Origin of the sequence: Rhodococcus sp. KRD197 (assembly GCF_017168235.1) — a bacterium.
In the GTDB taxonomy this organism is placed as follows: domain Bacteria; phylum Actinomycetota; class Actinomycetes; order Mycobacteriales; family Mycobacteriaceae; genus Rhodococcoides.
The window spans coordinates 224,496-250,861 of the sequence record NZ_JABFAO010000009.1 but is presented as its reverse complement, the minus strand read 5'-3'; the positions used below and the strand labels follow the sequence as shown (position 1 = coordinate 250,861).

Below are 26,366 nucleotides of genomic sequence, written 5' to 3'. Positions count from 1 at the left end.
CTGCTATGCATTTTCACTCACATGCGCCGAAGGCGCCCATCGCGGCTCCCCCAGCTTCACGATGACAACTCCCGCCAGAATCAACGCACCGCCCGCAATCTGCACGGATCGGGGCGCTTCACCGAGCAGCAGCCACGCGAAGACCAAGGCTGCGAGCACTTCGGTGAGACCGACGAACGAGGCCAGCCTGGACCCCAGCCTCCTGCCGGCGGCGATGCCGAACACGTACGCCAACGCGGCCGTCACCACGCCGAGGCCGAGGATCGGCAGCCACCACGGCACGGACACGTCGGCGAGCACCACATCGGTGGCGCTCACCCCGAACGGGACGATGCCAACGGCACCCGCCACCACCAGAATCACCCCACCGCTCAACAAACCGGCCGCAGCGAGAGTGAGCGGCGGCAGGCCGTTGCTCTCGTCGGCTGAGATGATCCAGTACACGGCCGCACCGGCCATCGCACCGAGCGCCCAGAGGACACCGACCGGATCGATCGAGGCACCGGAGACGAGATCGAGGACGAGAACCAACCCGGCCGCAGCGACCACCGCTCCCAAAAATGTCATGACCGTCGGGACTTGTCCGTGCCGAAACCACATCCAACCGATTACCACGATCGGTGAGGTGAACTCGATCAACAAAGCCACACCCACCGGCATGTACCCGACGGCATTGAAGAACGCCAGCTGACAACCGGCAACCGCGAAGATGCCGTAGGCGGCAATCACCCTGATGTTGCGGGTGAGCAAAGACCACCGCCCCCGCAGGGCAATGACCCCGGGCACGACGAGCACCGCGCCGGCAATGAAAATTCTGGCCGTCACTGCCGCACCGGCCGTCCAGCCCGCGTCGAGAAGGCTCTTCGCGAGTGGCCCGGAGAGGCCGAACGATACGGCGGACACCGCAGCGAGAGCGAGCCCCGACGCGACGCGCGAAGGCTTCCCAGCAGCGATGTCATTAGTCAACGTAGGCACGGCTAATGACACTAGAGTCGAATTGGGTAAGGTGTCAATATGGTTTTCACCGATGACACCGAAGAGGTGTTGTTCGCGGCCGTAGCCCTGGTCAACTCGGCAGAGGAACCGGACTCCCTCACCACACCGGAAGACCTGGCGGCGTTCTTCGACGAACATCGCTACACAGGTCGTTTCGACGGCGATCGCACAGAACTCGAGGCCGTTCGAGGCCTCCGTCCGCTGCTACGGCGCCTGCTCACCAGCGACCGCGACTCGGCCGTGCAGCTCGTCAACACGATCTTGGCGGACGCTCACGCCCTGCCGAGACTCGTCCGGCACGGCGATACCGACTGGCACCTGCATGCAGTCGAGGACGACCGTCCGCTCGCCGACCGCATAGCCGTCGAGACAGCGATGGCGATGATCGATGTCATCAGGACCGACGAGTTCTCACGATTGAACATCTGCGCGGCCGATTGCTCGGGCATCGTGCTCGATCTCTCGCGCAATCGCTCGCGTCGGTTCTGCAGCACCGCCTGCGGCAACCGAACTGCCGTCGCGGCGTACCGGGCGCGAAAAGTCGAACGCCGATAAGGGGACTGTCCAAGGGGATTGGCGATCGGCGCTGTGCGCTGCATCGATACTCGACGGGGTGTCGCTCGGCCCCTCCTGTGTGTTAGGAGTGGACGACGCAGCCCTGACGAGAATGAGGAGTGTTTCAGCGTGACCGTCGCAGTGGACGACCGATACGCAACCCGTGTGGCCCACGATCCAACGATCGTCGACCGCGTCGACCCTGTCGTCTGGTCCGAGGTGAACAACCCGGAACTGATCGGCTACGCCGAGGCCGGATATGCACAATTCGACAATGCCTTGAGTCCCGCAGACGTCGCCGCCTGCCTGCGTGAGATCGCCCGAATCGAAAGCGATGAATCGCTCGCGCACGATCCGCGCATCGTGCGCGAGCAAGGCTCCGCCGCAGTACGCAGCATCTTCGACATCCGCCAGCTCAGCCCTGTGGTGAGTGCCGCCGTCGAACTGTCCGGTGCTCGGCGACACGCACAGGAAATACTGGGCAGCGATGTGTACGTTCACCAGAGCCGGTTGAACTACAAGCCGGGTTTTCAGGGTGGCGCGTTCTACTGGCACTCGGATTTCGAGACGTGGCACGCAGAGGACGGGATGCCTCTGCCGCGGGCGGTGAGTGCGTCGATTTCACTCACGCACAACGAGATCTACAACGGGCCGTTGATGATCAGTCCCGGGTCCCATCGGCGATTCGTCCAATGCGTGGGCGCGACACCCGAGGCGTTCTACGAGGAATCGTTGGCTTCGACCCGACCCGACTTCGGCGTCCCCACCGAGCGCGACATCACCGCAATCGTCGACGAGTGCGGCATCGACGTCCTGACCGGTCAAGCGGGCTCGATGACGATGTTCGACTGCAACGTCCTGCATGCGTCGGCGGGAAACATCTCGCCTGTTCCGCGGGCGAACATCTTCGTCGTGTTCAACAGCATCGACAATCGTCTCCAGGAGCCGTTCTCTGGGAGCGAACCGCGCCCCGAGTATCTGGCTGCGCGCTGACGGGCCCCGAGAACGGACGTCAGTCTGCGATGTCCGAATCAGGGCATCGGAACTCGCCGTTGCTCACCCGATCGGCGAACTGCTGTGGAACTGCGTACACCAGGTAGGAGCGAAGCTTGTCGGCCAGCGCCAATCCCACCGCGCCATGGGTGGTGAGATACGCGGCCAGCATTCGGTGGTCGAAGTTCGGGGCGGTGCGCACCTGAGACAAGCTGTGCGCGGTGACGTCGACGCGGCCTTCGGTCAACTCCGCCAATCGTGCCCAGGCAGCGTCCGTGACGGCCTGGCGCAATACTGCACGGTCGATGTCGACCGGGCTCTCGCAGCGGCCGATGACGGCGTCGCACACTGCGTCACTTTCAGGTATACCGATCGCCCGGAACCTCGACCACCGCGGATCGGCCTGCACGCCGCGAGCATCACACACGCCTATCACGGCCCAGTCATAGTTCGTCGAGTCCGATCAGCCCGTCCTGGACTGCACGAGCCAACAGCGCCGCCTTGGTGGGGGCGGTTCGTCCAGCGTGGTGGTACTTGGTGCGAATGCGGCTGAGGTGGGTGTTCACCGTTCCTGGCGCGATGAACAATGCCCGCGACACCGCGGACTTCGAGTCTCTGGTGATCCACGCGATCAACACCTCGACTTCACGCGCACTCAGTCCGGGATCCGTGCGCCGGGGCCGTCGATGATCCGACCCGTCGGACATGCTGGTGGCGATACTCATGTGAATCCTTGCTGTCGAGGCGTCACGGCCTGAGCGGACGTGCGTGCTGGAGCAATGACCATGCAAGTGCAAGTGCGTCGCGGGGTCACTCCAAGGACTGAGCGTCAGCGCACTCGAGCGATAGCAAAGACTCTCTTCGTGTGCTGCGAGCTGTCCTACCCTGCCGCTACAGTGGCGGTTCGTAGGGGGCTTCGACGGGGGGCACAGTGACCAAGCGAGATGCGGCGACCGGTCAATTCATCGACGCCGGGATTCGATCGTTGATCGACAATCCCCGGCAGGTTCTCGAACGCGGACTTCGCAGCGAGGAGATCGTCAACGAGTCGGGGGCGTCACAGGCGACGTTCTTCAGAAAGTTCTCGACGAAGAGCGAGTTCGTCGACGCCGTGGTCACCGAGCTCACCGCGTCGCGGTGGCACTCCCCCGACGAGATCATGCAGGCCGTCGGCTCCGAGATCACGATCAATGCCCACGCCCTCCGTCCGACCGTGATCGCGCTGGTCGAGAAGTGGTTCCCCGCGCTGACCGACGACGCCGCGACATCGACGGAGTTTCTGGCCCGTGTCTTCGGCAACGCGCACGCTGTGAAGTCCGGCTACGACAGACGCGACCAACTGGTTCTCGCGGCATACGAAGCGGTGTTCGAACGATCCAACGCAGCGCTGCGCCGACCGTTCGCAGCGCGCACGTTTGCCGTCGCGGTCAACGCTCTGCTCGACGGGTTTCGCGCCCGTAGTGCGTTCGATCCCGCCTCGGTGACAGAAGATCTCGTTTCCGATTCGCTGCTCGCGCTGCTCGGCGCGGTAGTCGATACCACCGGGATGCACCAGCACCTCGACGACATGGTCGGCCCCATCGAGACCTTCGCCGTGCCGCGCGAAGTACCGCGCGACCCTCGCGCGGCCATCATCGCGGCAGCTCGCACCGAACTCGGCAAACGCGGCTATTTCATGACCAGGATGGACGACATCGCCGACAACGCCGGCGTACCACGAGGCGCCATGAAAAGACTGTTCCCGACGAAGCCGCACATTCTGGTCGCGGCCCTGCAGTCACGTGTCGATGCGCTGCGCGAAAGCGTCGCGGACGACATCTTGCTCGGACTGGACGAAGTGTCGATCATCGACAACTTTCTGCTCCGGTGCGCGCAGCTTGCGGCCGACGAGATCGCGTTCATGGATGCCCTCCTCGTCGCGGTCGCGCACGATACCTACGGCGAACCAGAGGGACTGCTGTCGATCAAAGAAAAGCTGAACATCCCAGCGATCATCGGACCGGTGATCCAACAGGGCCAGGACGCCGGGACGTTGGCGCTCATCGGAACGCCCGTGGACCTCGCCGCGGGGATCACAAATACGTTGCTGATGCGGTGCTTCACCAGACGCTCGGTCAGCCCCGAGGACAACGCCGCATTCATCGGCAACCTGCTACTGCGTGGTCTCGGGACCAAAGGCTGAAAGGCGCTTCGCGCATGTGCGCGGAAATACGTGTCCCACTATGTATTTCCGCGCACATGCGGCGAAGCTGCCTACATCTGCACCCCGGCGATTTCCTTTACACTGCCGTGGCCGTCGAAGGACAACTGCCGGAACGCGACCTTCTCGACGAAGAACCGGTCGTGACTGACAATGATCACCGCGCCGGGAAACGCCATCAGGGCGCGCTCGAGCACCTGAGTGCTCTGCAGGTCGAGGTGGTTGGTCGGCTCGTCGAGCACGATGACACCGGCCCCGAACAGTAGGCATTGCGCAAGTGCGACGCGCGCCTTCTGGCCGCCGGACAGCACGCCGATGCGAGTCTTGAGGTCCATTTCGGAGAACTGCAGCAGCGTCAGGAACCGGTTGACTTCCTTCTTCGTCGCCGTCAGGGCGAGACTGTCGGGCATCGCGTTCACCGAGTGGGTGACGGTGTCGTCGAGGTCCAGATCGGCGAGCACCTGGTTGTAGTAGATGAACGACGGGGCCTTCGTCTTCCATTTGATTTTGCCACTGTCGGGCTTCTCGGACTCGGTGAGGATGTCGACCAACGTGGTCTTGCCGCACCCGTTGGGGCCGGTGATGGCGATGCGGTCCCCGCGGTGGATGCTGAACGACAGGTTGTCGAAAAGTTGCTGCTCGCCATAGCTTTTCGAGATCCCAGCTATCTCGGCCAGATTGTCGTGCACATGCAATCCGCTGTAGATAGCCGTCACGACGGTATCGACCGGCCTCGGGTTCTTGCTCTTCTTGATGTTGGCGAGGCGGCGCTTCAACACCCCGGTGGGGTTCTTGACCGCTTCTTTTCGGTCGCTGATCGCTTCCTGCTCGTACGCCAGCAGTTGCTGCTCGTTGCTGAACTCGCGTTCGAGGTTCTTGAGTCGAAACTGTTTCTGCTGAACGTAATCGGAGTAGCTGCCGTCGTAGGTCTGCAGGTGGTGATTCTCGATCTCGACGATGCTGGTGACGACCTGCTCGAGAAAGGCCCGGTCGTGCGAGACGACAAGGAGGGCGCCACGGAAGTCGCGCAACCACCGCTCGAGCCAGGCGATACCTGCGACGTCGAGGAAGTTGGTCGGCTCGTCGAGCAGCAGCACGTCGGGCGCTTCGATGAGAATCTTGGCGAGCGCCGCACGGTTGCGCCAACCGCCGGACAACCGGCTCACCGGCAGCTCGCGGCGGTCGGAGTTGAACCCCAGCATCGAGAGCACGGTGTCGATGCGCTGCTGGTAGGTCCATCCGCCGCTGTTCTCCATGGCGTCGAGCAGCTCGGCTTGTCGATCGACGAGTTTGTACATCTGCTTCTCGTCGAGATCGCCGCCGAGGGCCGCTTCGACCTCGGCCAGCTCAGCCTCGATGGCATGGACCTGCGTGAACAGCGACTCCAGCTCGGCGGAGATGCTGCGATCGCCATCGAGTTCGGAGAACTGTGAGAAATAACCGATGCGCGCACCCTCGGTGACGTCGACGGTGCCGGAGTCCGGTGCTTCACGACCCAGCAGTAGTTGCAGCAAAGTCGTCTTACCGGTGCCGTTGCGGCCGATGAGCCCGATTCGATCACCGTCGGCGAGTTTGAAGAACACCTCGCGCAACATCACCTTCTGGTCATATCCCTTGGCGACGTCGTTCAGGCGAATCCAACTCAACGAAAAACAACTCCTGGGAATGAGGGGCGGGGCCCGCTCACTCTAGCGGTGACGGCGGCTCCGCCACATGTGCGCGGAAATACATAGCCCGCTATGTATTTCCGTGCACATGCGTGGAGCGCCTCTGCTCACTAACAGAACGAATGGTATGAATGGACGACCCGGCGACGGCCGCCGGTGCGGTCGACGCGAGAGAGGATCATGGTCGAGAACGAAACGCCACCTCGACACGATGCGGTGATGACGGCACTGGTCATCGTATCGATAGTGGCCACCGGCATCATTTTCGCCGGTCTCACGGCCACACCCGAAGAACCCGAATTGACGGTGCAGCCCACCACGACCACACCCCTGCCGCCTCCACCGCAAGAGGAGGAGTACATCCTCGTCACGCCCGAGGTGGCCTACCCGACCGAGATTCCAGGTTGCGATTCCGTCGAGGAACCCGCCGAACCGGTGTACTCCAGCTACATGAGTGACGGCCTCGCGTCGTACGACAACCCCATTGCCCCGTGGTTCAGCGGCCCCAAGGCCCACCTGATGTCGAAAGCTCTGCTCGCTTCGCTGCCATCCGATCTCGAATTCGAGGACGGCCGCATTCCGTACTTCGATCCGATTCCCGTGTACGAGGATGCCGATTTCACGATCGACTCGACCAACGCCTACGGAACGATCGGCCTGGACGACGGGTCGGGATACCTGAGCGTCGGCGTCGCGCAGTTCTCGGAGGAGATACCACCCTGCCTCGCAGGGACTCTCGACGAACGCCGCACCCAGTCCGATGGGACGGTCGTCGACATCCACACCACGTGGCAGGAAGTCAACGGCGAACGCACCTCGACCCGCAGCGCCATCGCCTATCTGACCGACGGATCGCAAGTGTCGGCCTACACCTCCGCGATAGGCGACGCGGATGCGGTGCCCCTGTCCGTCGACGAGCTCGTCCGCATCGTCACCTACCCAGGGCTCGATACATCCACCGCTCCCCCTCCCGGGACGCCGGGGAACTCGATGGAATGCACTCCATACGGGACGGACACGACGAGAAAACTCTCACCCGACGACATCGAGACGCTCAATCGCGCTCTGCAGCAGGCTGCTACGGGTGGGCTGGCTCCGTCTCCGCCACTCGGCGCGTTGCGCACGAGCTCGTGGGGTGACGGCTTGTGTCAAGTGGTGAACAGCGCCGCAGGCGCGTTGACCGTATCGGTTGGAGGCGCTCCGAAACCCGATGCCCCCGATCCGGATGCGCCCGTGCCCGTCAGCGGTCCGTATGGCGGTGGCACAACCATTTCGGTTCCGACCCCGTCGGGGCTGGGAATCACGGTCACGACGGATGACTCTTGGGATCCGGCCAACCTCGAACGGATCGCAATGACACCCGGGTTGGACATTCCATGAAACCAGGTACACAACTGGCGGTGGCCGCCGTTGTCGCGGTCGTGACCGTGTCAGGGGCGGCTGTCGTACTGACAAAAGACCGGACGACGACGATCAAACGCATCACCGACGCCTCCGCTGCCGCCCCAGGTCTGGCGTGGTCGGTAGACGTGTCCGCGAGCGGTCTCGACGGCGCCGTATTTGCCGATCCGCGCACCGGTTCGATGTTCTCGTGGGGCGCCAACTCCATACGCATCGACGAACTACTCCTGACGCTGGCAGTTGTCCCCGATGACCTGACGACGTCCAACGCAGTGATGCTGGCGATCGACGCGGACACCGGCGGCGTGCGTTGGAGGGCGCCGGCCGTCGACCTTGCTGCTTGCGCGGAGGAACCTCTGGACGGCCAGCTCGTCTGCCAGGTACCGTCGTTCGGCGAGAGACCGGGATTGACGACGTTCGACCTCGAGACGGGCACCTCTCGGCACTTCGACACCGACCCCTATCTCTTTGCGACCACCGTGGCGAACGGCAGTCTCTACCTGGCCGAAGGCAGTCTCGAAGACGCCGATGTGCGGCTGCACCGCGGAACGCTCGAGGATTACGACGCCGACTGGAGCGTCCCGCTCGACGTGCGGGGAAGCTGGGAGGAGCAGTACGCCGACCAGCTGAAAGTCGGCCCGGAAACCGGGCATTTGGATCTCACCGGAAGTTTCACCACATTCGACGCACAGACCGGAACAGGGCTGTGGTCGACCGACGTCCTCGACGACTGCGTGATCGCGCAGTACAGAACTGCCGGCGACCTTGCCGTTGCAACCAACTTCGACTGCGATGGAAGCTCTTCCGATGTCACGGGGACAACTGCCTATTCGGGCGACGGTGAAGTTCTGGCCACGTACGAAGGCCCCGCCGAGCACTACCTCGCCGTCGACGAACCCGCAGACGCGTCGGTGCCTGTTGTTCTCGGCGACACTGCTTTCGACCGCGCCACCGGCGAAGAACTGTGGAGCAGCGAGTTGCTCGTCTTCGATCGGCCGGCGGACGAATGGAACGAGGCTCGAACCGTCGGTACGTTGACCGCGGTGGTCGACCATATCGGCATCGCGTCGTGCGAGCAGCAGACAGTTGGCATCGACCTTCACTCGGGCGAGCAACTGTGGACCTCCGAAGACAGAATCGGCTCGATCCTCGCTCGCGACGGTGACGCTGTACTCATATCCAAAAACGGCGAGCTCTCTGCTGTCGACGTCCGAACCGGCACGCAACTGTGGTCCGCCGAGTTCTCGAACATGCTGGCCGAGGAGTCGACCTCGATGGATACCTACGTCGACGGCGGTGACGGTACCTACTTCCTGCAAACGGGGTCGGCGCTGGCGCGGCTCGATCCCTTGCCGGGCTGAATCGCCGTTCCGGCTACTATGACGCACAGCATAGAACCGCCGATCAGCCCGGGAGAGCAATGACCGACACCACAGCGCGACACCCCTTCGACGACGCGCTCGAGCTCGAGACCTTGAGCCCGGGCCTCTACCTGGGCCGCACCTCGGCCCCGTACAACAACATGGTCGGCCCGTTCGGCGGGCTCACGGCGGCGACGTTCTTGCGGGCGATCGAGCGGCACCCGGACCATCTGGGCGATCCGGTGTCGCTGACGATCAACTTCGCCGGCCCGGTCACCGAGGGTGAGTTCGAAATCTCCACGCGCGCGGTGCGCACCAATCGCAGCAACCAGCACTGGTATCTCGAACTCAGCCAGGACGGTGTGGTCGCGACTACCGCCACCGCGGTATTCGGAACGCGTCGCGAGACCTGGAACGACGCGGAGGCCTCACCACCTTCGGTCCCTGCTCCGTCCGAGGTCAAGGCCGGCGGATTCCCGGACTTCATCGCCTGGGCCCGCAACTACGAGATGCGTTTCACTGCTGGAGCATTGAACGAGGAGGAGTCCGCCGACTCCACCATTTTACTGTGGGTGCGCGACTTTCCGTCACGAGCACTCGATTTCGCATCCCTCACATCGATGTGCGACATCTTCTACCCACGCATCTTTCAGCGCCGCGGCAAATACGTTCCCGCAGGCACCATTTCGCTGACCATCCACTATTTCGCCACCTCCGAGGACCTCGCGAAGCAGGCCGACTCCTACGTGCTCGCTCACGCTCACTCGCGTCGCTTCAACCGGGGCTACTTCGACCAGTCGGCCGAGCTTTGGGGCAGCGACGAATCACTCCTGGCCACCAGCCACCAGGTGGTGTACTACAAGGACTGATCAGGGAGGAGACACTGCGTGGCGAACACGCGGCCCCACTCGGGGCCGTGTCCTTCTCGGCCTATCGACGACGGGATCGCCCCGATGAGCACGAGGAAGTCCAGGGTCGGGCGAGCCAGGTACTGCGGCGACCTGGCTTCGCGCGGAGGCACGTTCCATCCGATCAGCTGCATGGACTCGAGCATCATCGGATTCCGATCACTCTGATCGCCCCCCGCAGCCACGGACGCGAGCAAGAGAAGCCCGGCGTCGAGCTCATAGTCCTGAGCGCCTGTTGGCATTCTCGACGCCGCCCGTCTCCACAAACCGACGGGATCGTCGACGAGCTTCTTTCCATCGCGCGTCAGAAGCAGTCGTCCCTTCAGCACCTTAACCAGACCGAGTTGCTTGACGGCGTGACGAAGCCAGTGAACGGGTTGCTGGTCGACCTCGCGGTTCGAGTTCCCCATCCACTCGCGAGCCCATTCGAGCTCATTCCTGATCGCGGCCACCTCTTTCGGCGGCAGGTAACCGGCAGCCGTGAGCTTCACTCCGTCCTCGCCGATGCGAGCGAGAAACCACATCAGTTTCTCCATAGCCACCGAAGCGACAACGGGGTCGATATCGGCGTTGTCGAAATCTACGCGGGCAAGCATTTTTCCTAGCTGGACGTGATAGTTCAGCGGTGCCCGCTCGAACAACGCCGCGAGCATAGGAGCGCGGTCTCGTACCGTGAACTCCAGTCGAGTCAGCGCTCGCCTGGCGTCGATCCTCTCGTTCGCCTCGGCCACAGAGAACCGGTCGAGGTCGCGGTCGCCGAGCCATCCGACGATATCCAGATGCTCAGGGTGATTCACATCGGCCATGGCCGCGCGTACCTCACCGTAGCCGTGCGCCCCGCCACAATCCTCGGGTGGGCAAGCCCCCTCGCCACCCAGGCAGGTTGCGGAGGTAGCGCCCTGCCCAACCCCGTCGACAATCAGTCGGTGGCCCCAACTGTCCCCGAAGTCGTACTCGTAGCCGAGGCTGTCCCCAACCTCGCTGAGCAAATCCCCGACGCGAAAGTCGTCCTCACACAGTCCGGTGCCGTCGTCGTCTTCATCGAGTGAGAAACGCATCTCATATCGCTGTCCGTCACCAAATGACTGCTCACCGGCGAAGAACATATGGAGATGCCGATTCTCCCAGCCCATGACGTCCTGAATGACGTCGTGGAGCTCGGGCAACAACATGTCCGACGGCACTTCGACGAGCCGCCAGACCTGCGGCGTCACGTCGTCGAGCGTGATCTTGATCGTCAGGGATACACCGTCGTCAGTCATTGCCACGATCATAAATGCGACATAGCCGGCCCGTGCAGAGCCAGGCTCGAACCGGAGCGAATGTCACCTTCGGTCACTTTCGCCGCAGCGAATGGCGCACCCGGTCACTCAGAGTGTGCGAATGGCGCATTCGGTCACCCAGGAGCCGGGCGCATTCGGTCACCCAGGAGCCAAGTGATTCTGTCCGACAATTGCTCAGCCGACGGCGATGAGCGCGTCGTCGGGCGGTGTCTGGACGGCAGGCGGTCGTCCGGACATGAGGTCCAGAACCACCTTGGGCCGGGCGAGCCATTCGCGTCCGAAGTTGCGCGCCAGAGCCATCGGGTTACAGTCGCACTCGGCGTCGACTCCGTGGGCGTCGATGCCCGCGTCCCGGCACAGGGCGACCGCACGCGAGACGTGCAACCCTTGACTGACCACCAGTGCATCGGTGACGCCGAATGTTTCGGCTGCTCGAACGCAGGAATCGTAGGTGTCGAGTCCATAATCGTCTCCGACGATGATGCTGCTGTCGATGCCCGCGTCGACGAGATAGTCAGTCATGGCGGCAATTTCGTTGCCGGATGCCCCGTTCGCGTCACCGGACACCAAAATGGCCTGCGCCCGCCCTGATTCGACCAGGTCGACTGCTGCGTCGAGCCGTCCGGTCAGGTACTTCATCGGCTTGCCGTCGCGAACCTGCGATCCCAGGACGAGCACGACCGGAGCTTCCGGTGCGTCGGCGACCTCATGGACCCGTCCGTACGATTCGTACGCCACCCAGCCGGCCGAGCCGAGCACGACGGCCAGCACGAGCGCAACACCGGCACCGACGAGACGTACAAGCTTTCCTCCCACACTTCTCACGAGCGGGAACCCTACGGGGACGCATTGTGAGTGCTCTGTGAGTGTTCTGTGAAACAGAATTCCGTAGTGTGGCTAATGTGATGCACGGCACATGCAATGATCGGACCCGAGGAGTGGCACACACATGAAAAGCACCATGCAAGACACCCCGATGTCGATCGGCCAGCTCGTTCGGTTCGGGACGTCCATTCATTCGTCGGCCGAGATCATCACCTGGGGCGACAACGGCCCGACGACGGTGACCTTCGGTGAACTGGGCAAGCGGGCCGCCCAACTCGCACACGGGCTCCGATCCATCGGAATCGACGACGATCAGCGCGTCGCGACGTTCATGTGGAACAACTCGGCGCACATGGAGGCGTACATGGCGGTGCCCGCGATGGGCGCTGTACTGCACACACTCAACATCCGCCTGTTTCCGGAGCAGTTGACCTATATCGCCGAGCACGCCGAGGACCGCGTGATCATCGCCGACGCGAGCCTGCTCCCCCTCCTCACGCCGCTGCTACCGACGATGACGACCGTCCGGCACCTGATCGTCGTCGGCGCCGATCCGTTGGATGTGCAGGCGCCGGACGGCATCCAGGTTCTGGGTTACGAGGGCCTCCTGGCGGGCAACCCCGAGGAGTTCGACTGGCCCGAGCTCGACGAAACATCCGCTGCAGCAATGTGTTACACCTCCGGTACGACGGGCGACCCGAAGGGCGTCGTGTACTCGCACCGCTCCATCTGGCTACACTCGATGCAGGCGTGCATGACGGACGCCATGGCCATCGCCCAGTCCGACAAGGTCCTCGCCATCGTGCCGATGTTTCATGCGATGTCATGGGGTCTGCCGTACGCGGCCCTGATGGTCGGCGCGTCGATCATCATGCCGGACAAATACTTACAGCCGGCACCTCTGGCGAAAATGATCGAGACGCTGCGCCCGACGGCTGCGGCTGCGGTTCCGACCATCTGGCAGGCACTGCACACACATCTCGCCGAGCATCCAGTCGACTTGTCGTGCCTGCGCGACGTGGTCGTCGGCGGGAGCGCATGCCCACCGAGTCTGATGCTCGCCTTCCACGAGGAGTACGGCGTGCACATCACCCAGGCGTGGGGGATGACCGAGACATCCCCGCTGGGCACCTCGGGGCGTCCCGACGCCGGACTCTCCCCCGAGGACGAGTTCGACCTCCGTTGCACGCAGGGACGATTCGTCGCCGCAGTGCGCGCCCGAATCGTCGACGATGCAGGTAAGGAACTGCCGTGGGACGGCGAGCACGTCGGCGAACTCGAGGTACGTGGTCCCTGGATCACCGGAAGTTACTACCGCGACGACGCATCGGACAAGTTCGACGACGGTTGGCTGCGGACCGGTGACGTCGGCACCATCTCCCCCGGCGGATACCTGAAGCTCACCGACAGGTCCAAGGACATCATCAAGTCCGGTGGCGAGTGGATCTCCTCGGTCGAACTGGAGAACCACGTGATGGCGCACCCTGATGTACGCGAAGCCGCTGTCATCGGTGTGCCGGATCAGAAGTGGGACGAGCGACCCCTGGTCGCCGTCGTGGCAAAGGACGGCGCCGAGGTATCGGCGGATGAACTACGCGAGTTCCTGGTCGGACGCGTCGCCCACTGGCAGCTCCCCGAGCGTTGGACCTTCATCGACGAGGTTCCCAAGACCAGCGTCGGGAAGTACGACAAGAAGCGTCTGCGCAGCTCACACGCCGACGGAGGGCTGAACGTCATCGAGCTGGTGTGAGGGCTGAACTGCCGGCTTCACGGGCGGATGTTCACCAATCGTTCCGCGGCGGCCTCGGTGCCGAGTTCGACCCTGGCCGCCGGATAGTCGATGTAGAACCGTATCCACTGCGCCAGGACCATCGGGTGGACATCGAAGCGCCGGCAGTCGAGTTCGATTGTGGGTGCGGTGTTCAACGATTCGAGCTGCCACACGAAATTGGTCGTGTTGCGCCGGTGGAGCATGTCGGTGTTGACGCTGATGAAGACCTTTGGATCGTTCGCCGGAGGCAACGAGACTGCGACGACGCCACTCCATGGCACCTCTGCCTCGCAGGACCACCCGCGGAAACGGATACCCTCGTGGCTCAGCGAGACCCATCCATTTCGTGTTGCGCCTGTTGCCACCGGGAACAAGAAGCCGACTACGAACAGTGTCCCTACCCCGAGAGCGTGGTAGACGTAGCCGCCCACGGCGACCGCAAACCCTGTAGCCATGATGACGACCGACACGACCGCGGTGCACAGTAGAACCAGGGTCGACTTGTTCTGACGCACAGTAGACCGGTCGACGTAGCGGCGTACGGACTCCCCTACCGTGGTCGACGGCAGAAAACTCCACCTGAACATGCACGCTGTGATCCACATCCCGGCGAAGCCGCACACGGATGCGACGAACGCCCAGTTGCCGAGCATGAGGGCTCCAACCAAAACGAAAATGGAAAGAAACACCATCGTGCCGGCAACTACGGTGAGGAAGATCAAGCCCCTCTTGGACAGCTCATAAGTGGGACTGCCGATACGCCACAGGTCAGAAGATCGCATCCCACACCCCCGTCGCCAGTTCGCCAATCGCCGCACCCGTATCGGCTACCGCGGCCGCCCCAGCCAGGACCGACGCACCGAACCCCAGGCCACCCGACACAATTGCCCTGTCTACCGGCTTGCCGTTGTAGATGTCGTAGGCAATCCCAGCTACCGCGAGACCACCGTTCAGTCGTCCTGCGATTCGCCCGGCGTTCGATTCGCCCGGCGTTCGATTCGACTTTCTTCGCGGTATCGAGCAAGTCTTCTGCGTCTTGCGCCGTTGTTCGCGCCCAGTCGAAGTCACGGTAGATCTGTGAGGCCGGCGTTCCGGGCGGGGCAGACCGCGCTAGATCCAGATACCGGGCGGACTCGCGCGCCAAGAATGCGGCGTGTCCTGTCATCCTCCGACCAAGTCCGGTTCCGCAGGCTCGATCAGACTCGCGCCACCCCGGCAAACACCCCGGTCACGAACCCTCCACCTGAGGCGCGGGGATGGGCCCACGCTGCGTATCTATCCAGGCAGTCAATGCGTCACCCGCACAGTCGATCAGGCGCTGCCGGTCCATGTGGGGCTCGCGTTTCACGCCGATTCGCATGGCCGCAGCGAAACCCACCGTGACGCCGATGTACGACAGTTCCGACACTTCGGTGTCCGACAGATCGGGGCGGTGATACGCCAGGAAGTGCTGGCCGAGGCGCATCAACTGACCCTCGACCTCGGGAAGTATGTTGCCCTGCAAGCCCATCGGCACTTCGTTCGCAAGCGCATTGATGATGGCCTCATTGCGTTCGACTGCTTCGACGAGAAGCGCGAAGAGCTGACGAACTGCAACCGTCGGCTCGAACGACAACGAAGAAGTCACTACCCCGGTGAGTTCTTTGGTCATCTCCGCGCTGGTGCGGTCGCGGAGCGCGATAAGCAGTTCGTTCTTGTCTGCAAAGTATCGGTAGACCGTGCCTATCCCGATTCCTGCCTCGGAGGCGATCCGATTTGTCGTCAGACCGATGTAACCGTTGCGGACCAAAAGCCGAGCTGCTGTGTCCAGAATCTTCTCGATCGTGGCTTGGGAGCGTTGCTGGACGGGCTTGTAGCGTGCTGAACTGGGCATAGTCCCAGACCATCAGCTTGTGCGACCGATGTCAATAACCGAGTTGAAGGTGAGCATAATTCAGCAATAGCCTTGGACATGATCTCGGTCACACTACCGGCCGACCATGGACGAACGAGGGAGACGAAGCCATTTCAACGTCGACATCGAAGCCGGCCCGAGACCCAGTCGGCGCGCGCCACCCATCCGATTACTACTACCGGCCCGGCATGCCGCTGAGGCCGTGGCCGGAGCGGTCGACCGAGAGTCATGAACTGTGGGACGCATCGCGCCGCCGCTTCGTCGAGCCGAAGGTCGCGCAAACCCGTCTTTCGTCGCCGTCACCGTTGATCGACCTGGTGGCCGATCATCAATGGCAGGGCGACGAACTGATGGACGACGTGGTGCGCGCATTTCGCCGCATCGGAATGTCCGAAGGCCGGCGGATGCTCGAACGAGCGTTGGACAACGGAATCGGTGCAGTGGCAGATCCGCCGCCGGAGCTCGAGCGACTGTTCGCCAGCCTCGACAACCCACCCGCGTGGCACGATCCGGAGCGGTGGGAACGTGGGCGCCGACTGTGGATCAGCGCGTCGTTCGCAGGCAAGACGGGTATGGCAGTGATGGACGCGCTTGCGACCTTCGTCGGCAATGACGTATCGACCGCAACAGGTACAACACGCCGGTTCATCAACGACTATCAGAGGCGAATGTTCGAGAGCTACACCTGGTTCTGGAATGTCACTCGTGCGAGCGCCATGGATCGGTACTCGCCGATCTTCAAAGACACCGTGAAAGTCCGCTTGATGCATTCTCAGGTCCGAGCTGGACTCCGAAGATCCTGGAAGCCAGAAAGTTTCGAGCGTGACGGCTGCCCGATCTCCTGCACCGCGATGCTGATGGGCGCGATCTCGTTCGGCCTCCTGCCGATGCTCGTCGATCAAGGACACGGCCGCAAATACTCACAGTCCGATCTGGACGACGCGTGGATCTACTGGGCACACATCACATACGTATTCGGCGTCAGCGAGGACGTCATTCCGACCACCGCGAACGACGCTGTCGAGGTACTCAACCACTACCTGCCATATACCGGTGGCCCAACCGAGGCGACCGCAGAGATGTCCGAGGCGGCCGCGGCCAACCTGTCCGACCAGAACGGTCAACTGACGCGAAAGGGCAGCCTGATAGCTGGGCCACTGCTCGGCTTGATGGCCTACTTCGGTGGTGAACCCGCAGTGCGCGCCCTCATCGCGACCACGCCGGCGCACGACATCTCGATCAGTCGGTGGGTGCAGTTGATCGGTGCAATAGCCACGTTCAATGTCTGGTTGAACAGAGTTGCCGATACTCTGCCGTTCGAGGACGCACGCCTCCGTCGGCGTGCCCGCAGGGGTGACCGCTTCTGGCGCATCAATGTCCTGACGTCCCGAGCTGCCGCCAAACGCAAGGGAATTCTGACTACGCCGTACGACCACCATGACGCCACGCCGTCGACACCGGTTGGGTGCCCAATTCGCTGAACACTCGGCGTTTGTGCAGATAGGCTGCGCTGCAGGTCCATTCACTTGACCGATGAGAACGGAGATGGTCATCGAATCACTCGTGTCGCAGGCCGCGCCCGCTCGTCGTTCCGAGGGAAAAGCGCTGGACCGCAACCGTTCGAACCGTGTTACGTCGAGCGTCGGAACTTTCGGTCGGACCATGCGAATGGGTGCAGAGGCGACCATGGTCGGGCTCGAAGACTTGGTGCGGATGCGCTTCCAATGGCGCGAAACCCTGTCTCAAGCATGGTTTTTCATCACTGTCACCGCGATTCCGGGAATACTGATGGCGGTGCCGTTCGGGGTGATCGTCTCGGTTCAAGTCGGCAACTTGGTGCACGAGTTGGGCGCGAACTCGCTGATCGGCGCGGCCGGCGGACTCGGGGTGATCAAGCAGGGGGCACCGATGGCAACCGGGCTCCTGCTCGGCGGTGCCGGTGCCGCAGCCATCGCAGCCGACCTCGGTGCACGGACGATCCGCGACGAGGTCGACGCGATGCGCGTGATGGGCATAAACCCGGTACAGCGGCTCGTCGTTCCGAGAATTGCCGCGATGCTGATCGTCGCACCCCTGCTGAACATTTTGATCATCACAGTCGGCATCGTTGCCGGCTACGTCGTCGCCATCGCGGCTCTCGATGTCACACCGGGAAGCTACTGGGAGTCGTTCGGCGCGTTCACCACATCGATAGATGTGTGGGTCTCGCTCGGAAAATCGCTCCTCTTCGGGTTCCTCGTCGTCATCGTGGCGTGTCAGCGCGGGTTGGAGGCCAAGGGTGGGCCGCGCGGTGTCGCCGACGGCGTGAACGCTGCCGTCATCTTGTCCGTCGTATCGATCGCTGTGATCAACACCGCGGTCACGCAGGTGGTCACCATGTTCTTCCCGGTACGGCTGGCGTGATGGCAGCATCTACCTATAGTCCGCCACTGCTCCGGCCCTTGGCATGGCTACGCCGCAAGGTTCGTCCGATGTCACCGATCGACAATGCGGGCTTCGTGTTGGCGTTCGCGTGGCAGGTGCTCTCGTCTATCCCGTTGACGCTGAGAAAGTATCGCTCCCAAACGATGCTGCAGGTGACAGACATGACGTGGGGGCGCGGCTCGGTTCTCGTCGGCGGCGGCACGGCAGTAGTGATGGTTGTGATGGGTGCTGCGGTGGGCGCGTCGATCGGTATCGAGGCCTACAGCGCATTGAACTTGGTTTCGCTCGGTCAGCTCAGTGGCGTCATCTCGGCATTCGCCAATACCCGCGAACTCGCCCCGATCGCTGCGGGTGTGGGCTTCGCTGCCCAGGCAGGCTGCCGGATGACAGCCGAGATCGGGTCGATGCGGATCTCGGAGGAGATCGACGCCATCGAATCGCTGGGCGTGCGGTCGGTGCCGTTCGTGGTCACCACCCGAGTCATCGCCGGGGTCGTGGCGATCGTGCCGACATTCCTCATTGCGCTGATCGTCAGCTATGTCGCTTGCGCTGCGGTTGTCGTCTCGGTTCACGGCGCACCCAGCGGCGTCTACGACCACTACTTCACCCAGTTCGTCGTGAGCTGGGACGTCATCGCGGCAGTTGTCAAAGTGACTGTGTTTGCGATTGCGGTCATCATCATCCATTGCTACCAAGGCTATTTCGCCACTGGCGGGCCCGAAGGGGTCGGTATGGCATCGGGACGCGCAATCCGTGCCAGCCTGGTCGCGATCATCACCCTCGACATGATTCTCACCATCACTCTGTGGGGTCTCACCTCCCCCGTCGTCTTCTCCGGATAGGTGCAATGCCAACTTACGGATTACCAGGCGTCGCCGTCGGCCTCCGCGGTGCGCGGGCCACCGGCATCGTCGCCCTGACGGTTGTCGTCGTTCTCGCCGTCGGCTGGCGGCTCGCCCCAACCGGGACAGATCCGAACCGGCTCACCGTCGAGTTGCTCACGGACCACATCGGAACCGGCATCGACAGTGGAAGCGATGTACGTCTCGACGGAGTCAAGGTCGGGGCCGTCGCTTCGACCGGTGTCGCCGATGGTGGTTGGCAAAGCATCGAGCTAGAGTTGGACCAATCCCAGATCCTCGGTCTCACCGACACTCTGAGCGTCGACTTCGCCCCAGGCAACCTTTTCGGCGTCAGCGAAATCCAATTGCACCCGGCGAGCGGCGGAGAAATGGTCGTCGACGGTTCGGTCATCGATCTCACCGGCAATGCACGGGACCGTGTCGACGACGCCACAATCTCCACCGTGCTCAGTTCACTCGGCGAGTTCACAACCGGGGTGCTGACACCGCAACTCACGGAAGTGTTGCGCAGAATCGACATCGGCGCGACTGCTTTCACTCCTCTGTTCCAAGCGATCATCGACATGATACGAGTAGTGGCCGACACGCAGCATCATCCCGCACCATTCCTGCTCCGCGAGTATGGATCTGCGCTGGGCGGGCTGCCGTGGACAGTAGACGGCGGCATCCAAATGCTGTACACGGCCTACGATTCCGAGTACATGAAGTCGGCAGACAACCGGACGAAGTTCGACGCCACGAGCTCGATGCTCAAGGACGATCTGATTCCGGCCCTTGTCCCGGTCCTGACTACTGCCCAGCCTCACTTCAACGGGCTCACCGACCAAATCGCCCCGATCCTGGACGTAATCGCATCCACCGTTCCGTCGCCGCAGAGTACAGGCCGCGACCTCGGTGTGCTGCTGACTCAACTGGACAGCAAGTTCCATGACACGCCGCACGGCCCCGTCGTCGATTTCTCGGTCGACCTGCGCGGGATCCCCGCGCTCTCTGGTCCGTTGCAGGGCGCCCTGCCTGCAGGAACCGATGGTGCGCGATGATGACCGTCCCCAAGCTCATGACACGGTTGGGCATCTTCACCGCCGTGATGATCATGTTGCTGGCCTTGGTGTTCCAGTTGATCGACCGGCCGGTCAGAGGACACACCGATCAGTACTCTGCGCTGTTCACCGACGCGAACGGGCTCAAAGCCGGCGACGACGTTCGGATGTACGGCGTCAGAGTTGGGAAAGTGTCCGGACTCGAACTCGACGGCACGTTGGCGCTCGTCACGTTCACCGCAGAAGGCGACCGGCCGATCTTCACGAACAGCACACTGGCAATCAGGTACCAGAACCTCACCGGCCTGCGCTACCTCGATGTACAGCAACCTACCGATCCCGCCCACGAGCAACATCCCGGCGAGACGATCACCACGGACAACACCGTTCCGGCGTTCGACATCACAACCCTGTTCAACGGGCTGCAACCAGTGCTGGCAACGCTGACCCCGGATGACCTCAATCAACTGACCGGAAATCTACTGGCGGTCGTCGAAGGAGACGACACCCGGGTCGGTTCGGCGTTGGCAGGTATCCAAGACCTCACCGACCACTACGTCACCGACAGGCAAGCCGTCGTCTCGACTCTGGTGCACAACCTCGGCCAGGTGGTCGATCACCTCGGCGGCAAGTCCGGCAATGCCATGCGTTTGCTCACCCAGATGACTGCAGTATTCGGGACCCTCGCGGACCGCATCGGCGGACTCATCGACTTCGCGTTGACCATTCGCCCCGTCCTTTATCCGCTGCAGAGCATGCTGAACACCGTCGGACTCACCGGCGACCCGAATGCAAACCTCGACAATGTGCTACGCACCGCCATTCCGGATTCGGCAGCTGCTGCCGATACCCTCGGCCGGTTGCCCGGGTTGATTCAGGGTCTGGCAGCAGCGGTACCCGCTCCGGGAGCAGACGTGAGCACCGAATGCTCGAATGGTGCTGTGCAGGCCCCTAAGGCGCTGGAGATCCTGCTCCAGGAACAAAGGATCGCCCTGTGCAACCAGTGAAGATGTCGAGGTGGCGGTTCTCACGACACGCGAGTAGTCGGTCCGAGGCCGGCCGCCGCCGCTCCGACGTTCGGTTGGGGATGATGGGCATTGTCGCGGTGGTGGTTCTGCTGGCAGCAGTGGGAGTCGTGTCGGTGGTGCGAACAGGTGAAACGACATACACAGCAGAACTCGCCGACGCCGGATCGGTGCGCGCCGATGACGATGTCCGGGTCGCCGGCATCACGGTCGGCAAGGTCGAATCCATCACCTTGCGGCCAGACCACGTCGAGATGAGTTTCACGGTGAAAGACGGTGTGTTCATCGGCGACGCAACCTCACTCGAGGTGCGGATGCTCACCATCGTCGGTGGTCATTACCTGGCGGTACTGCCGGCGGGGACCAAGCCGCTCGCTCACGCAACGATTCCCCGAGATCGCGTGATCCTGCCGTACAACCTCCCTCAGCTCTTTCAGGATGCCGTGCGGCCGATGGATGAGTTGGAGGGCGACACAGTGCGAATCAGCCTGGACTCGGTGGCGTCGAAGTTGAGCGAGAACCCGCAGTCGCCCCGTGCACTGCTCACTGCGCTGGACAAAATCACAAGCATCATCGAACAGCAGAACGACGATGTATCGCGAACGCTGGACTTGGCCAACGAGTACACGTCCGCGCTCAACCAGAACCTGGACGTCGTCGCGCATCTGATCGACAAGCTGAACCTGCTCGAGACACTCATCCAGGACAACAAGGCCGAGGTGAGCGTGGCACTGCGCCTCGTGGCCGATACCCTGCACGCACTCGCCCCGGTCGGGCGGGCGTGGCAATCGACGTTGAAGCCCCAGGCACAGTTACTGGCAGACGCGATTCCCGAGCTCGACGAGCTCGGGAAGAAGCTCGGCGCGATACTCGACGCCGTGCACTCGTTGCAGCAGCGATTGAACCCGCTGATTGCAGACGGAGGGGTCGTCGTTGTTCCCGCAGCTCCGTGTGTTCCAGTTCCGGGAAGGACATGCTGATGATCGACAACCTGTTTCGGTCCCGGAGGTTCCTTACCGCAGCAACGATCGTGACGGTGGTTGCTGCCGTGGTAGTCGGACTCAAAGTGTTCGATCCGACCCCGGACATGCGCGGCTACTGCGCGCTGATGCCGGACAGCATCGGCTTGTTCGAGGGTAGCGCGGTGTCGATCATGGGCGTCAACATCGGTTCGGTGACGTCGATTGCACCCCAAGGTGCGTCGTCCCGCGTCGACTTCGATATTCCAGCGGACCGTAAACTGCCGACAGATGTTGGCGCAACCACCGTCGCGGACTCGCTCATTGCCGATCGCAGGCTTGCAGTGATCGGCAACGAACCTGCCGGTTCAGGATGGGACTCGTCGAATTGCATCGACAAGACGGTCACCCCCAAAAGCCTGACGCAAACGTTCACTGCTCTGGCGCAGTTGGCCGACGAATTGAACGGCCAAGGCGATCCAGAAAGCGACAACCAGATCGCCGACGGCATTGCAGCACTGAATAACTCGACATCGGGTACATCCGAGCAGATCAATCGAATCGTCCACCAACTCGGAGCTGCGCTCGACTCACCTGACGCCGCCATAGCCGATATCGGCGACCTGATCGACACCCTTGCAGAACTGGCGCACAGCGCCAGGAACGGATGGGGCGACGTCAGGTTGATGGTGACCCGGCTGACCGAGGAATTCGAAGCGGCCACCAGACTGGCGATCCCACCGATAGTCGAGATCATGGACGCGCTCCACGATGTCCTTCCTGCTGCCAACGACCTTACGAGGATGTTCGGCACGCCACTGCTCAACAGTCTCGACGCACATCAAGACCTGCCGCGGCTGATCACCGCCGGCGTCGCCGATCTGTCCGATATCGTCGCAATGCTTCCGGCGATATCCAGCGCCTTCACCAGCTCTCTCGACCCGGAAACTCATAGGGTTTCACTCACATACGCACCGCCGCGTGTCGCGATACCCGAGCAGAACGCCGCACAGGTGTGTGCCGCACTCGATACTCTCGCTCGTCGTGGATGCCCGGACGAGTCTGGCGGGTTGGTCGATATACCGCTCGAGCGGTTGTTGTTCGACGTGGTCGGTGCCCGATGATGCGAGCGAGATTTCGTCGCACTACCGTCGGGGTCGCAATCCTGGTTGCCGTGAGCGGCTGTTCGTTCGACCCCGCAACGGTGCGCGTACCTGGAACTACAGTCTCCAACGAGAATTATTCGCTGACAATCGAGTTCGCGAACGTGCTCAACCTCCCACGTGGGGCCAAGGTCATCGCCGACGGAGTCGAGGTCGGTAATCTCGTCGACCTGACGATCATCGACCCGGAGGCCGCATCCGGACCGGCGGGGGCGCCGCGCGCCGGCTACATCGTCGCCGAAGTCGCGATCGAGGAGTCGACGCGGATACCGGTTGTCACTCGCGCCGAGTTGCGTCAGGCCACTCCGCTCGGCGACGTTCACATCGCGTTGATTTCTCCACCAGACGACAGGGGGCCGATGTTGGCCGATGGGGCAAACATCCCCATCGCGCAGACCGCGTTGGCACCGCAGGTGGAGGACACCATGGCTGGTCTCGCCAGCATGGTTGGCGGCGGAGCCGTCAACAGTTTCCAGAACACAGTGCGCCAGATGAACTCGGTTCTCCCGGCAGACACCGCCGAGACTGCACGCATCTTCAGCGTTGTGGAGAACGATCTCGCCGCACTGGGTGAGGACGTTGAATCGGTCGACTCGATCTTGGACGGGCTCGGCGCCAATGCCACCATGGTGCTGCAGGATCAAGACATGCTGGGGCCGCTACTGACCGACTACGGAGTCCAGCACACCACCGACGTCGTCACCTCCACTGTTGGTGTCATGTTGATTCTTGCCGGGCTCGCGCCGGTCGCGCACAATTCGCTCTGGCTCGCCCCGCTCGTTCAATCGCTCGACCGCACCGGTAAAGCCGTTGTACCCATGCTATTTTCCGCGAATCCGCTCGACTCGAGCCAGCCGTCGAACGCAAGCAAGTTGAACGACTTCTTGCGAACCCGGATCATCCCGTTCGTCGAACACGGGCCGAAGGCGAACATCACCGAAGTGACGATGTCCGACTCCGAGCAGACCCAGCAGATTGTCGCGACGCTGCGCATGATCGGGGCGGTCCGTTGAAACTGCGGTCGGTTCTCTCACTCGGCGCCATTGCGGCGGTGTCGCTCCTCGGTGTCGGCTACATGACATTCGGAGTGCTCGGGTACCAACCATTCGAGCGTCAGACGACGGTGGTCATGCTGGTGACCAATTCGGGCGGTCTGAACGTAGGTTCACCAGTCCTGCTCTCCGGCGCACGAGTAGGAGAAGTGGCGTCAGTAGGCAAGTCGGTCAACGGTGTTCGGATCGCAGTGAGTTTCAGCGCCCGCTATGAAATACCGGCATCGAGCACCATCAAGATCGAAAATCTCAGCGCACTCGGCGAACCGTACGTCAACTTCGCGCCGAGCCGTGACACGTCGTCACCGTACCTGTCGGATCATCAGATAATCGACGCCCGCTCGGTCGATCCCCCACGCACTATTCCCGAAATGTCGACGCGCTTGGTCGAGTTGCTCGATCAATTCGATCCCGAGGCTCTCGGGTCGCTCATCGACACGATCGATCGAGCAACGGCGGGGACAGGATCGGAGATTCCTCGGCTCGAGCGGTCCACCAAACTGCTTGCAGCGACGCTCATCAGCCGCGAGCCACAGATTCGCTCGCTACTGAACGACTTGCAGTCACTCGGCGGTGACATGAGTTGGTTGGGGCCGTCCTTGACGACGGCTGGTCCAGAGCTGGCCAAGGTCGGCGCCGGGCTGATCGACGCAGTGAATGCGCAGTCCAAGCTGGCCGAGATAGGAAGCCCGGCTACTGATTACACCACCGACGGCGGTCTGGTGCCGTTCCTGCAGGAGCTGACGACATTGCTTGCCGAGATCGGCCCGGCGATAGCCGAACTGACTCCGGTGCTGCAACCGCTCGCAGCCGAAATAGTCGACAGCAGCGCGGCACTCGACGTCAGCGCCCTCATCTCGCAGGCAGTCTCGGCGGTCGGAGACGGCAGTGCGATCCATCTGCAAATCGATCTGAATTAGAGGAAGAGGAAGTATGTCCACCACCACAGAGCCTTCGGAGACGCTTCGCGAGTCGTCAACCCAGCCGAAGCGAATCGAGATTCGGCTGTCGACCGTGCTAGCCGGCTTGCTCGTGACTGCTTTGGTCATCGCAACCTGTGTATTTGCCGCGCTCTACCTGTCGGTACGCGGTGAGCTAACCGGTCAAGAGGCGAGCGCCGCCAACAACGTCCATGCCGAACAGGTTGCCGCCGACTACGCGCTCGGTGCCTCCACCATTGACTACCGGGACACCGCGGCGTGGTTCGACAATCTGAAAGCAAACACAACCCCGCAGCTCGCGGCCAAGTTCGACGCCACGACGCAACAGCTGGAGCAGATCCTGCTGCCGCTGCAGTGGACCTCTGTCGCCACCCCCATCACCTCGGTCGTGACATCGGAGACGGACGGAATCTTCACGGTGAACACCTTCTTGAATGTGACCTCCACCAGCGCGCAGACACCACAGGGAACCGCGACGACAGTCACCTACGCGCTGACGATCGACAAGAACAATGACTGGAAGATCACCGACGTCGGCGGACTCGAGGGCGCGCTGCCTGGGAACTGAATCGGGTGCAGCTAGTTTTCGCTCATCGACCTTTGCGCGGACGCCGAATACCTAAGACGAGTCGCTGTGTTGAGGTGGATTCCGGGTCAACTGTCAGTTACCTCGGGCCCTGCGCCGCGATGCCGGCGGCGTTGTCCTCGTCGCCGGCGTTCGTACCGTCGAAGAATTTCTTGAAAACGACCTGCATCTCCCTCACCACGTCGATGTGACTCTGCAGCACATCGACCATGTTGTCCTCGCCTCCCACCGCCTTGGCGGCAAAGAGGTCACGCAACTCCTGGCCTGAATTGAAGTCACCGAAACCGTCAATGTACGCCAGACTTTGCGCCGTCTCCTGATGATCGATGAGCTTTTCGATATACGCGCTGCATGCTTGGCTACAAGCTTTGGCAGCAGCCTCGTTGAGAAAAAGATGCCCCTGATCTGCCGCGTCCGCGAGAGACTGCCAATACGTTGAAGGTTCGCTCATTTCATTTC

The 26,366-nt window shown here is 62.5% G+C and carries 27 protein-coding genes; 17 read left to right on the top strand and 10 right to left on the bottom strand.

Going from position 1 to position 26,366, the window contains the following annotated elements; all coding sequences use genetic code 11:
• Nucleotides 1-3: 3 nt before the first annotated feature.
• Nucleotides 4-975, bottom strand: a complete 972-nt coding sequence (locus J1M86_RS14770; RefSeq protein WP_307786646.1) for a DMT family transporter — start codon at nucleotides 973-975, stop codon at nucleotides 4-6.
• Nucleotides 976-1,014: 39 nt separating this feature from the next.
• Between J1M86_RS14770 and J1M86_RS14765 the strand changes: the two genes are divergently transcribed.
• Together J1M86_RS14765 and J1M86_RS14760 are read left to right on the top strand one after the other, a co-directional pair.
• Nucleotides 1,015-1,551 (top strand): ABATE domain-containing protein, encoded by a 537-nt coding sequence (locus J1M86_RS14765; RefSeq protein ID WP_206510443.1) that lies wholly within the window; start codon nucleotides 1,015-1,017, stop codon nucleotides 1,549-1,551.
• A gap of 129 nt (nucleotides 1,552-1,680) precedes the next feature.
• Nucleotides 1,681-2,544, top strand: coding sequence for a phytanoyl-CoA dioxygenase family protein (locus J1M86_RS14760; protein ID WP_206510442.1), 864 nt, complete (start codon nucleotides 1,681-1,683; stop codon nucleotides 2,542-2,544).
• Between the two features lie 19 nt (nucleotides 2,545-2,563).
• Here the strand turns inward: J1M86_RS14760 and J1M86_RS14755 are convergent, their stop codons facing one another.
• Both J1M86_RS14755 and J1M86_RS14750 read right to left on the bottom strand, forming a co-directional pair.
• Entirely contained in the window at nucleotides 2,564-2,893 is a 330-nt protein-coding gene (locus J1M86_RS14755) for a hypothetical protein (RefSeq protein WP_139318202.1), read from the bottom strand.
• Between the two features lie 94 nt (nucleotides 2,894-2,987).
• Complete coding sequence (locus J1M86_RS14750) at nucleotides 2,988-3,269, bottom strand: LuxR C-terminal-related transcriptional regulator (protein ID WP_075839896.1); 282 nt, start codon at nucleotides 3,267-3,269, stop codon at nucleotides 2,988-2,990.
• Nucleotides 3,270-3,475: 206 nt separating this feature from the next.
• On the opposite strand from J1M86_RS14750, the gene J1M86_RS14745 reads away from it, so the two are divergent.
• Entirely contained in the window at nucleotides 3,476-4,726 is a 1,251-nt protein-coding gene (locus J1M86_RS14745) for a TetR/AcrR family transcriptional regulator (protein ID WP_206510441.1), read from the top strand.
• Nucleotides 4,727-4,797: 71 nt separating this feature from the next.
• Here J1M86_RS14745 and J1M86_RS14740 read toward each other — a convergent pair whose 3' ends face one another.
• Nucleotides 4,798-6,390, bottom strand: a complete 1,593-nt coding sequence (locus J1M86_RS14740; protein ID WP_241260091.1) for an ABC-F family ATP-binding cassette domain-containing protein — start codon at nucleotides 6,388-6,390, stop codon at nucleotides 4,798-4,800.
• A 201-nt stretch (nucleotides 6,391-6,591) separates the two neighbouring features.
• Here J1M86_RS14740 and J1M86_RS14735 point away from each other — a divergent pair, with 201 nt between their 5' ends.
• Genes J1M86_RS14735 through J1M86_RS14725 form a run of 3 tightly spaced genes read left to right on the top strand, consistent with a single transcriptional unit; the run spans nucleotide 6,592 to nucleotide 10,042 of the window.
• Entirely contained in the window at nucleotides 6,592-7,791 is a 1,200-nt protein-coding gene (locus J1M86_RS14735) for a hypothetical protein (RefSeq protein ID WP_075839894.1), read from the top strand.
• On the top strand, nucleotides 7,788-9,173 hold the full coding sequence (locus J1M86_RS14730; protein WP_075839893.1) for a PQQ-binding-like beta-propeller repeat protein: 1,386 nt from the start codon (nucleotides 7,788-7,790) through the stop codon (nucleotides 9,171-9,173). The genes J1M86_RS14735 and J1M86_RS14730 overlap by 4 nt, the downstream gene beginning before the upstream one ends.
• Before the next feature lie 59 nt (nucleotides 9,174-9,232).
• Nucleotides 9,233-10,042 carry an acyl-CoA thioesterase II gene (locus J1M86_RS14725; protein WP_206510440.1) on the top strand — a complete coding sequence of 270 codons (810 nt, stop codon included), beginning with the start codon at nucleotides 9,233-9,235 and terminating at the stop codon, nucleotides 10,040-10,042.
• Here J1M86_RS14725 and J1M86_RS14720 read toward each other — a convergent pair.
• Both J1M86_RS14720 and J1M86_RS14715 read right to left on the bottom strand, forming a co-directional pair.
• On the bottom strand, nucleotides 10,030-11,343 hold the full coding sequence (locus J1M86_RS14720; protein ID WP_206510438.1) for a plasmid pRiA4b ORF-3 family protein: 1,314 nt from the start codon (nucleotides 11,341-11,343) through the stop codon (nucleotides 10,030-10,032). The two genes, J1M86_RS14725 and J1M86_RS14720, sit on opposite strands and share 13 nt — an antisense overlap.
• Nucleotides 11,344-11,538: 195 nt before the next feature.
• Nucleotides 11,539-12,180 (bottom strand): vancomycin high temperature exclusion protein, encoded by a 642-nt coding sequence (locus tag J1M86_RS14715; protein WP_206510471.1) that lies wholly within the window; start codon nucleotides 12,178-12,180, stop codon nucleotides 11,539-11,541.
• A gap of 133 nt (nucleotides 12,181-12,313) precedes the next feature.
• Between J1M86_RS14715 and J1M86_RS14710 the strand changes: the two genes are divergently transcribed.
• On the top strand, nucleotides 12,314-13,939 hold the full coding sequence (locus tag J1M86_RS14710; RefSeq protein ID WP_206510437.1) for a long-chain fatty acid--CoA ligase: 1,626 nt from the start codon (nucleotides 12,314-12,316) through the stop codon (nucleotides 13,937-13,939).
• 17 nt (nucleotides 13,940-13,956) lie between these two features.
• On the opposite strand, the gene J1M86_RS14705 is transcribed toward J1M86_RS14710, so the two are convergent.
• The 3 genes from J1M86_RS14705 to J1M86_RS14695 all read right to left on the bottom strand — a co-directional run bounded on the left by J1M86_RS14705 (nucleotide 13,957) and on the right by J1M86_RS14695 (nucleotide 15,833).
• A complete protein-coding gene (locus J1M86_RS14705; RefSeq protein WP_206510435.1) occupies nucleotides 13,957-14,742 on the bottom strand; it encodes a hypothetical protein in 786 nt (261 codons plus the stop codon).
• On the bottom strand, nucleotides 14,729-15,028 hold the full coding sequence (locus tag J1M86_RS14700; protein WP_206510434.1) for a hypothetical protein: 300 nt from the start codon (nucleotides 15,026-15,028) through the stop codon (nucleotides 14,729-14,731). Before J1M86_RS14700 ends, J1M86_RS14705 begins: the two co-directional genes overlap by 14 nt.
• 160 nt (nucleotides 15,029-15,188) lie before the next feature.
• Nucleotides 15,189-15,833, bottom strand: a complete 645-nt coding sequence (locus tag J1M86_RS14695) for a TetR/AcrR family transcriptional regulator (protein ID WP_206510432.1) — start codon at nucleotides 15,831-15,833, stop codon at nucleotides 15,189-15,191.
• Nucleotides 15,834-16,042: 209 nt separating this feature from the next.
• On the opposite strand from J1M86_RS14695, the gene J1M86_RS14690 reads away from it, so the two are divergent.
• The 10 genes from J1M86_RS14690 (at nucleotide 16,043) to J1M86_RS14645 (ending at nucleotide 25,889) form a co-directional block, all read left to right on the top strand.
• The gene (locus tag J1M86_RS14690) at nucleotides 16,043-17,335 is read left to right on the top strand and encodes an oxygenase MpaB family protein (protein WP_083667872.1); all 1,293 of its coding nucleotides are present in this window, start codon (nucleotides 16,043-16,045) and stop codon (nucleotides 17,333-17,335) included.
• Nucleotides 17,336-17,399: 64 nt separating this feature from the next.
• Nucleotides 17,400-18,257, top strand: coding sequence for an ABC transporter permease (locus J1M86_RS14685; protein WP_075839884.1), 858 nt, complete (start codon nucleotides 17,400-17,402; stop codon nucleotides 18,255-18,257).
• Nucleotides 18,257-19,120, top strand: a complete 864-nt coding sequence (locus tag J1M86_RS14680; protein WP_206510431.1) for an ABC transporter permease — start codon at nucleotides 18,257-18,259, stop codon at nucleotides 19,118-19,120. Before J1M86_RS14685 ends, J1M86_RS14680 begins: the two co-directional genes overlap by 1 nt.
• Nucleotides 19,121-19,125: 5 nt before the next feature.
• Nucleotides 19,126-20,181, top strand: coding sequence for an MlaD family protein (locus tag J1M86_RS14675; protein ID WP_075839883.1), 1,056 nt, complete (start codon nucleotides 19,126-19,128; stop codon nucleotides 20,179-20,181).
• Entirely contained in the window at nucleotides 20,178-21,188 is a 1,011-nt protein-coding gene (locus J1M86_RS14670) for an MlaD family protein (RefSeq protein ID WP_241260090.1), read from the top strand. The genes J1M86_RS14675 and J1M86_RS14670 overlap by 4 nt, the downstream gene beginning before the upstream one ends.
• On the top strand, nucleotides 21,176-22,186 hold the full coding sequence (locus J1M86_RS14665) for an MlaD family protein (protein WP_307786645.1): 1,011 nt from the start codon (nucleotides 21,176-21,178) through the stop codon (nucleotides 22,184-22,186). The genes J1M86_RS14670 and J1M86_RS14665 overlap by 13 nt, the downstream gene beginning before the upstream one ends.
• Complete coding sequence (locus tag J1M86_RS14660) at nucleotides 22,186-23,289, top strand: MlaD family protein (protein ID WP_206510429.1); 1,104 nt, start codon at nucleotides 22,186-22,188, stop codon at nucleotides 23,287-23,289. The genes J1M86_RS14665 and J1M86_RS14660 overlap by 1 nt, the downstream gene beginning before the upstream one ends.
• Before the next feature lie 50 nt (nucleotides 23,290-23,339).
• A complete protein-coding gene (locus tag J1M86_RS14655; RefSeq protein ID WP_206510426.1) occupies nucleotides 23,340-24,341 on the top strand; it encodes an MlaD family protein in 1,002 nt (333 codons plus the stop codon).
• Nucleotides 24,338-25,300 (top strand): MlaD family protein, encoded by a 963-nt coding sequence (locus J1M86_RS14650; protein WP_206510425.1) that lies wholly within the window; start codon nucleotides 24,338-24,340, stop codon nucleotides 25,298-25,300. Before J1M86_RS14655 ends, J1M86_RS14650 begins: the two co-directional genes overlap by 4 nt.
• 13 nt (nucleotides 25,301-25,313) lie before the next feature.
• Nucleotides 25,314-25,889 (top strand): hypothetical protein, encoded by a 576-nt coding sequence (locus J1M86_RS14645; protein ID WP_241260089.1) that lies wholly within the window; start codon nucleotides 25,314-25,316, stop codon nucleotides 25,887-25,889.
• A gap of 97 nt (nucleotides 25,890-25,986) precedes the next feature.
• Here J1M86_RS14645 and J1M86_RS14640 read toward each other — a convergent pair whose 3' ends face one another.
• Nucleotides 25,987-26,358: a hypothetical protein gene (locus tag J1M86_RS14640; protein ID WP_075839879.1), complete on the bottom strand. Its 372-nt coding sequence runs from the start codon at nucleotides 26,356-26,358 to the stop codon at nucleotides 25,987-25,989.
• Nucleotides 26,359-26,366 lie beyond the last annotated feature (8 nt).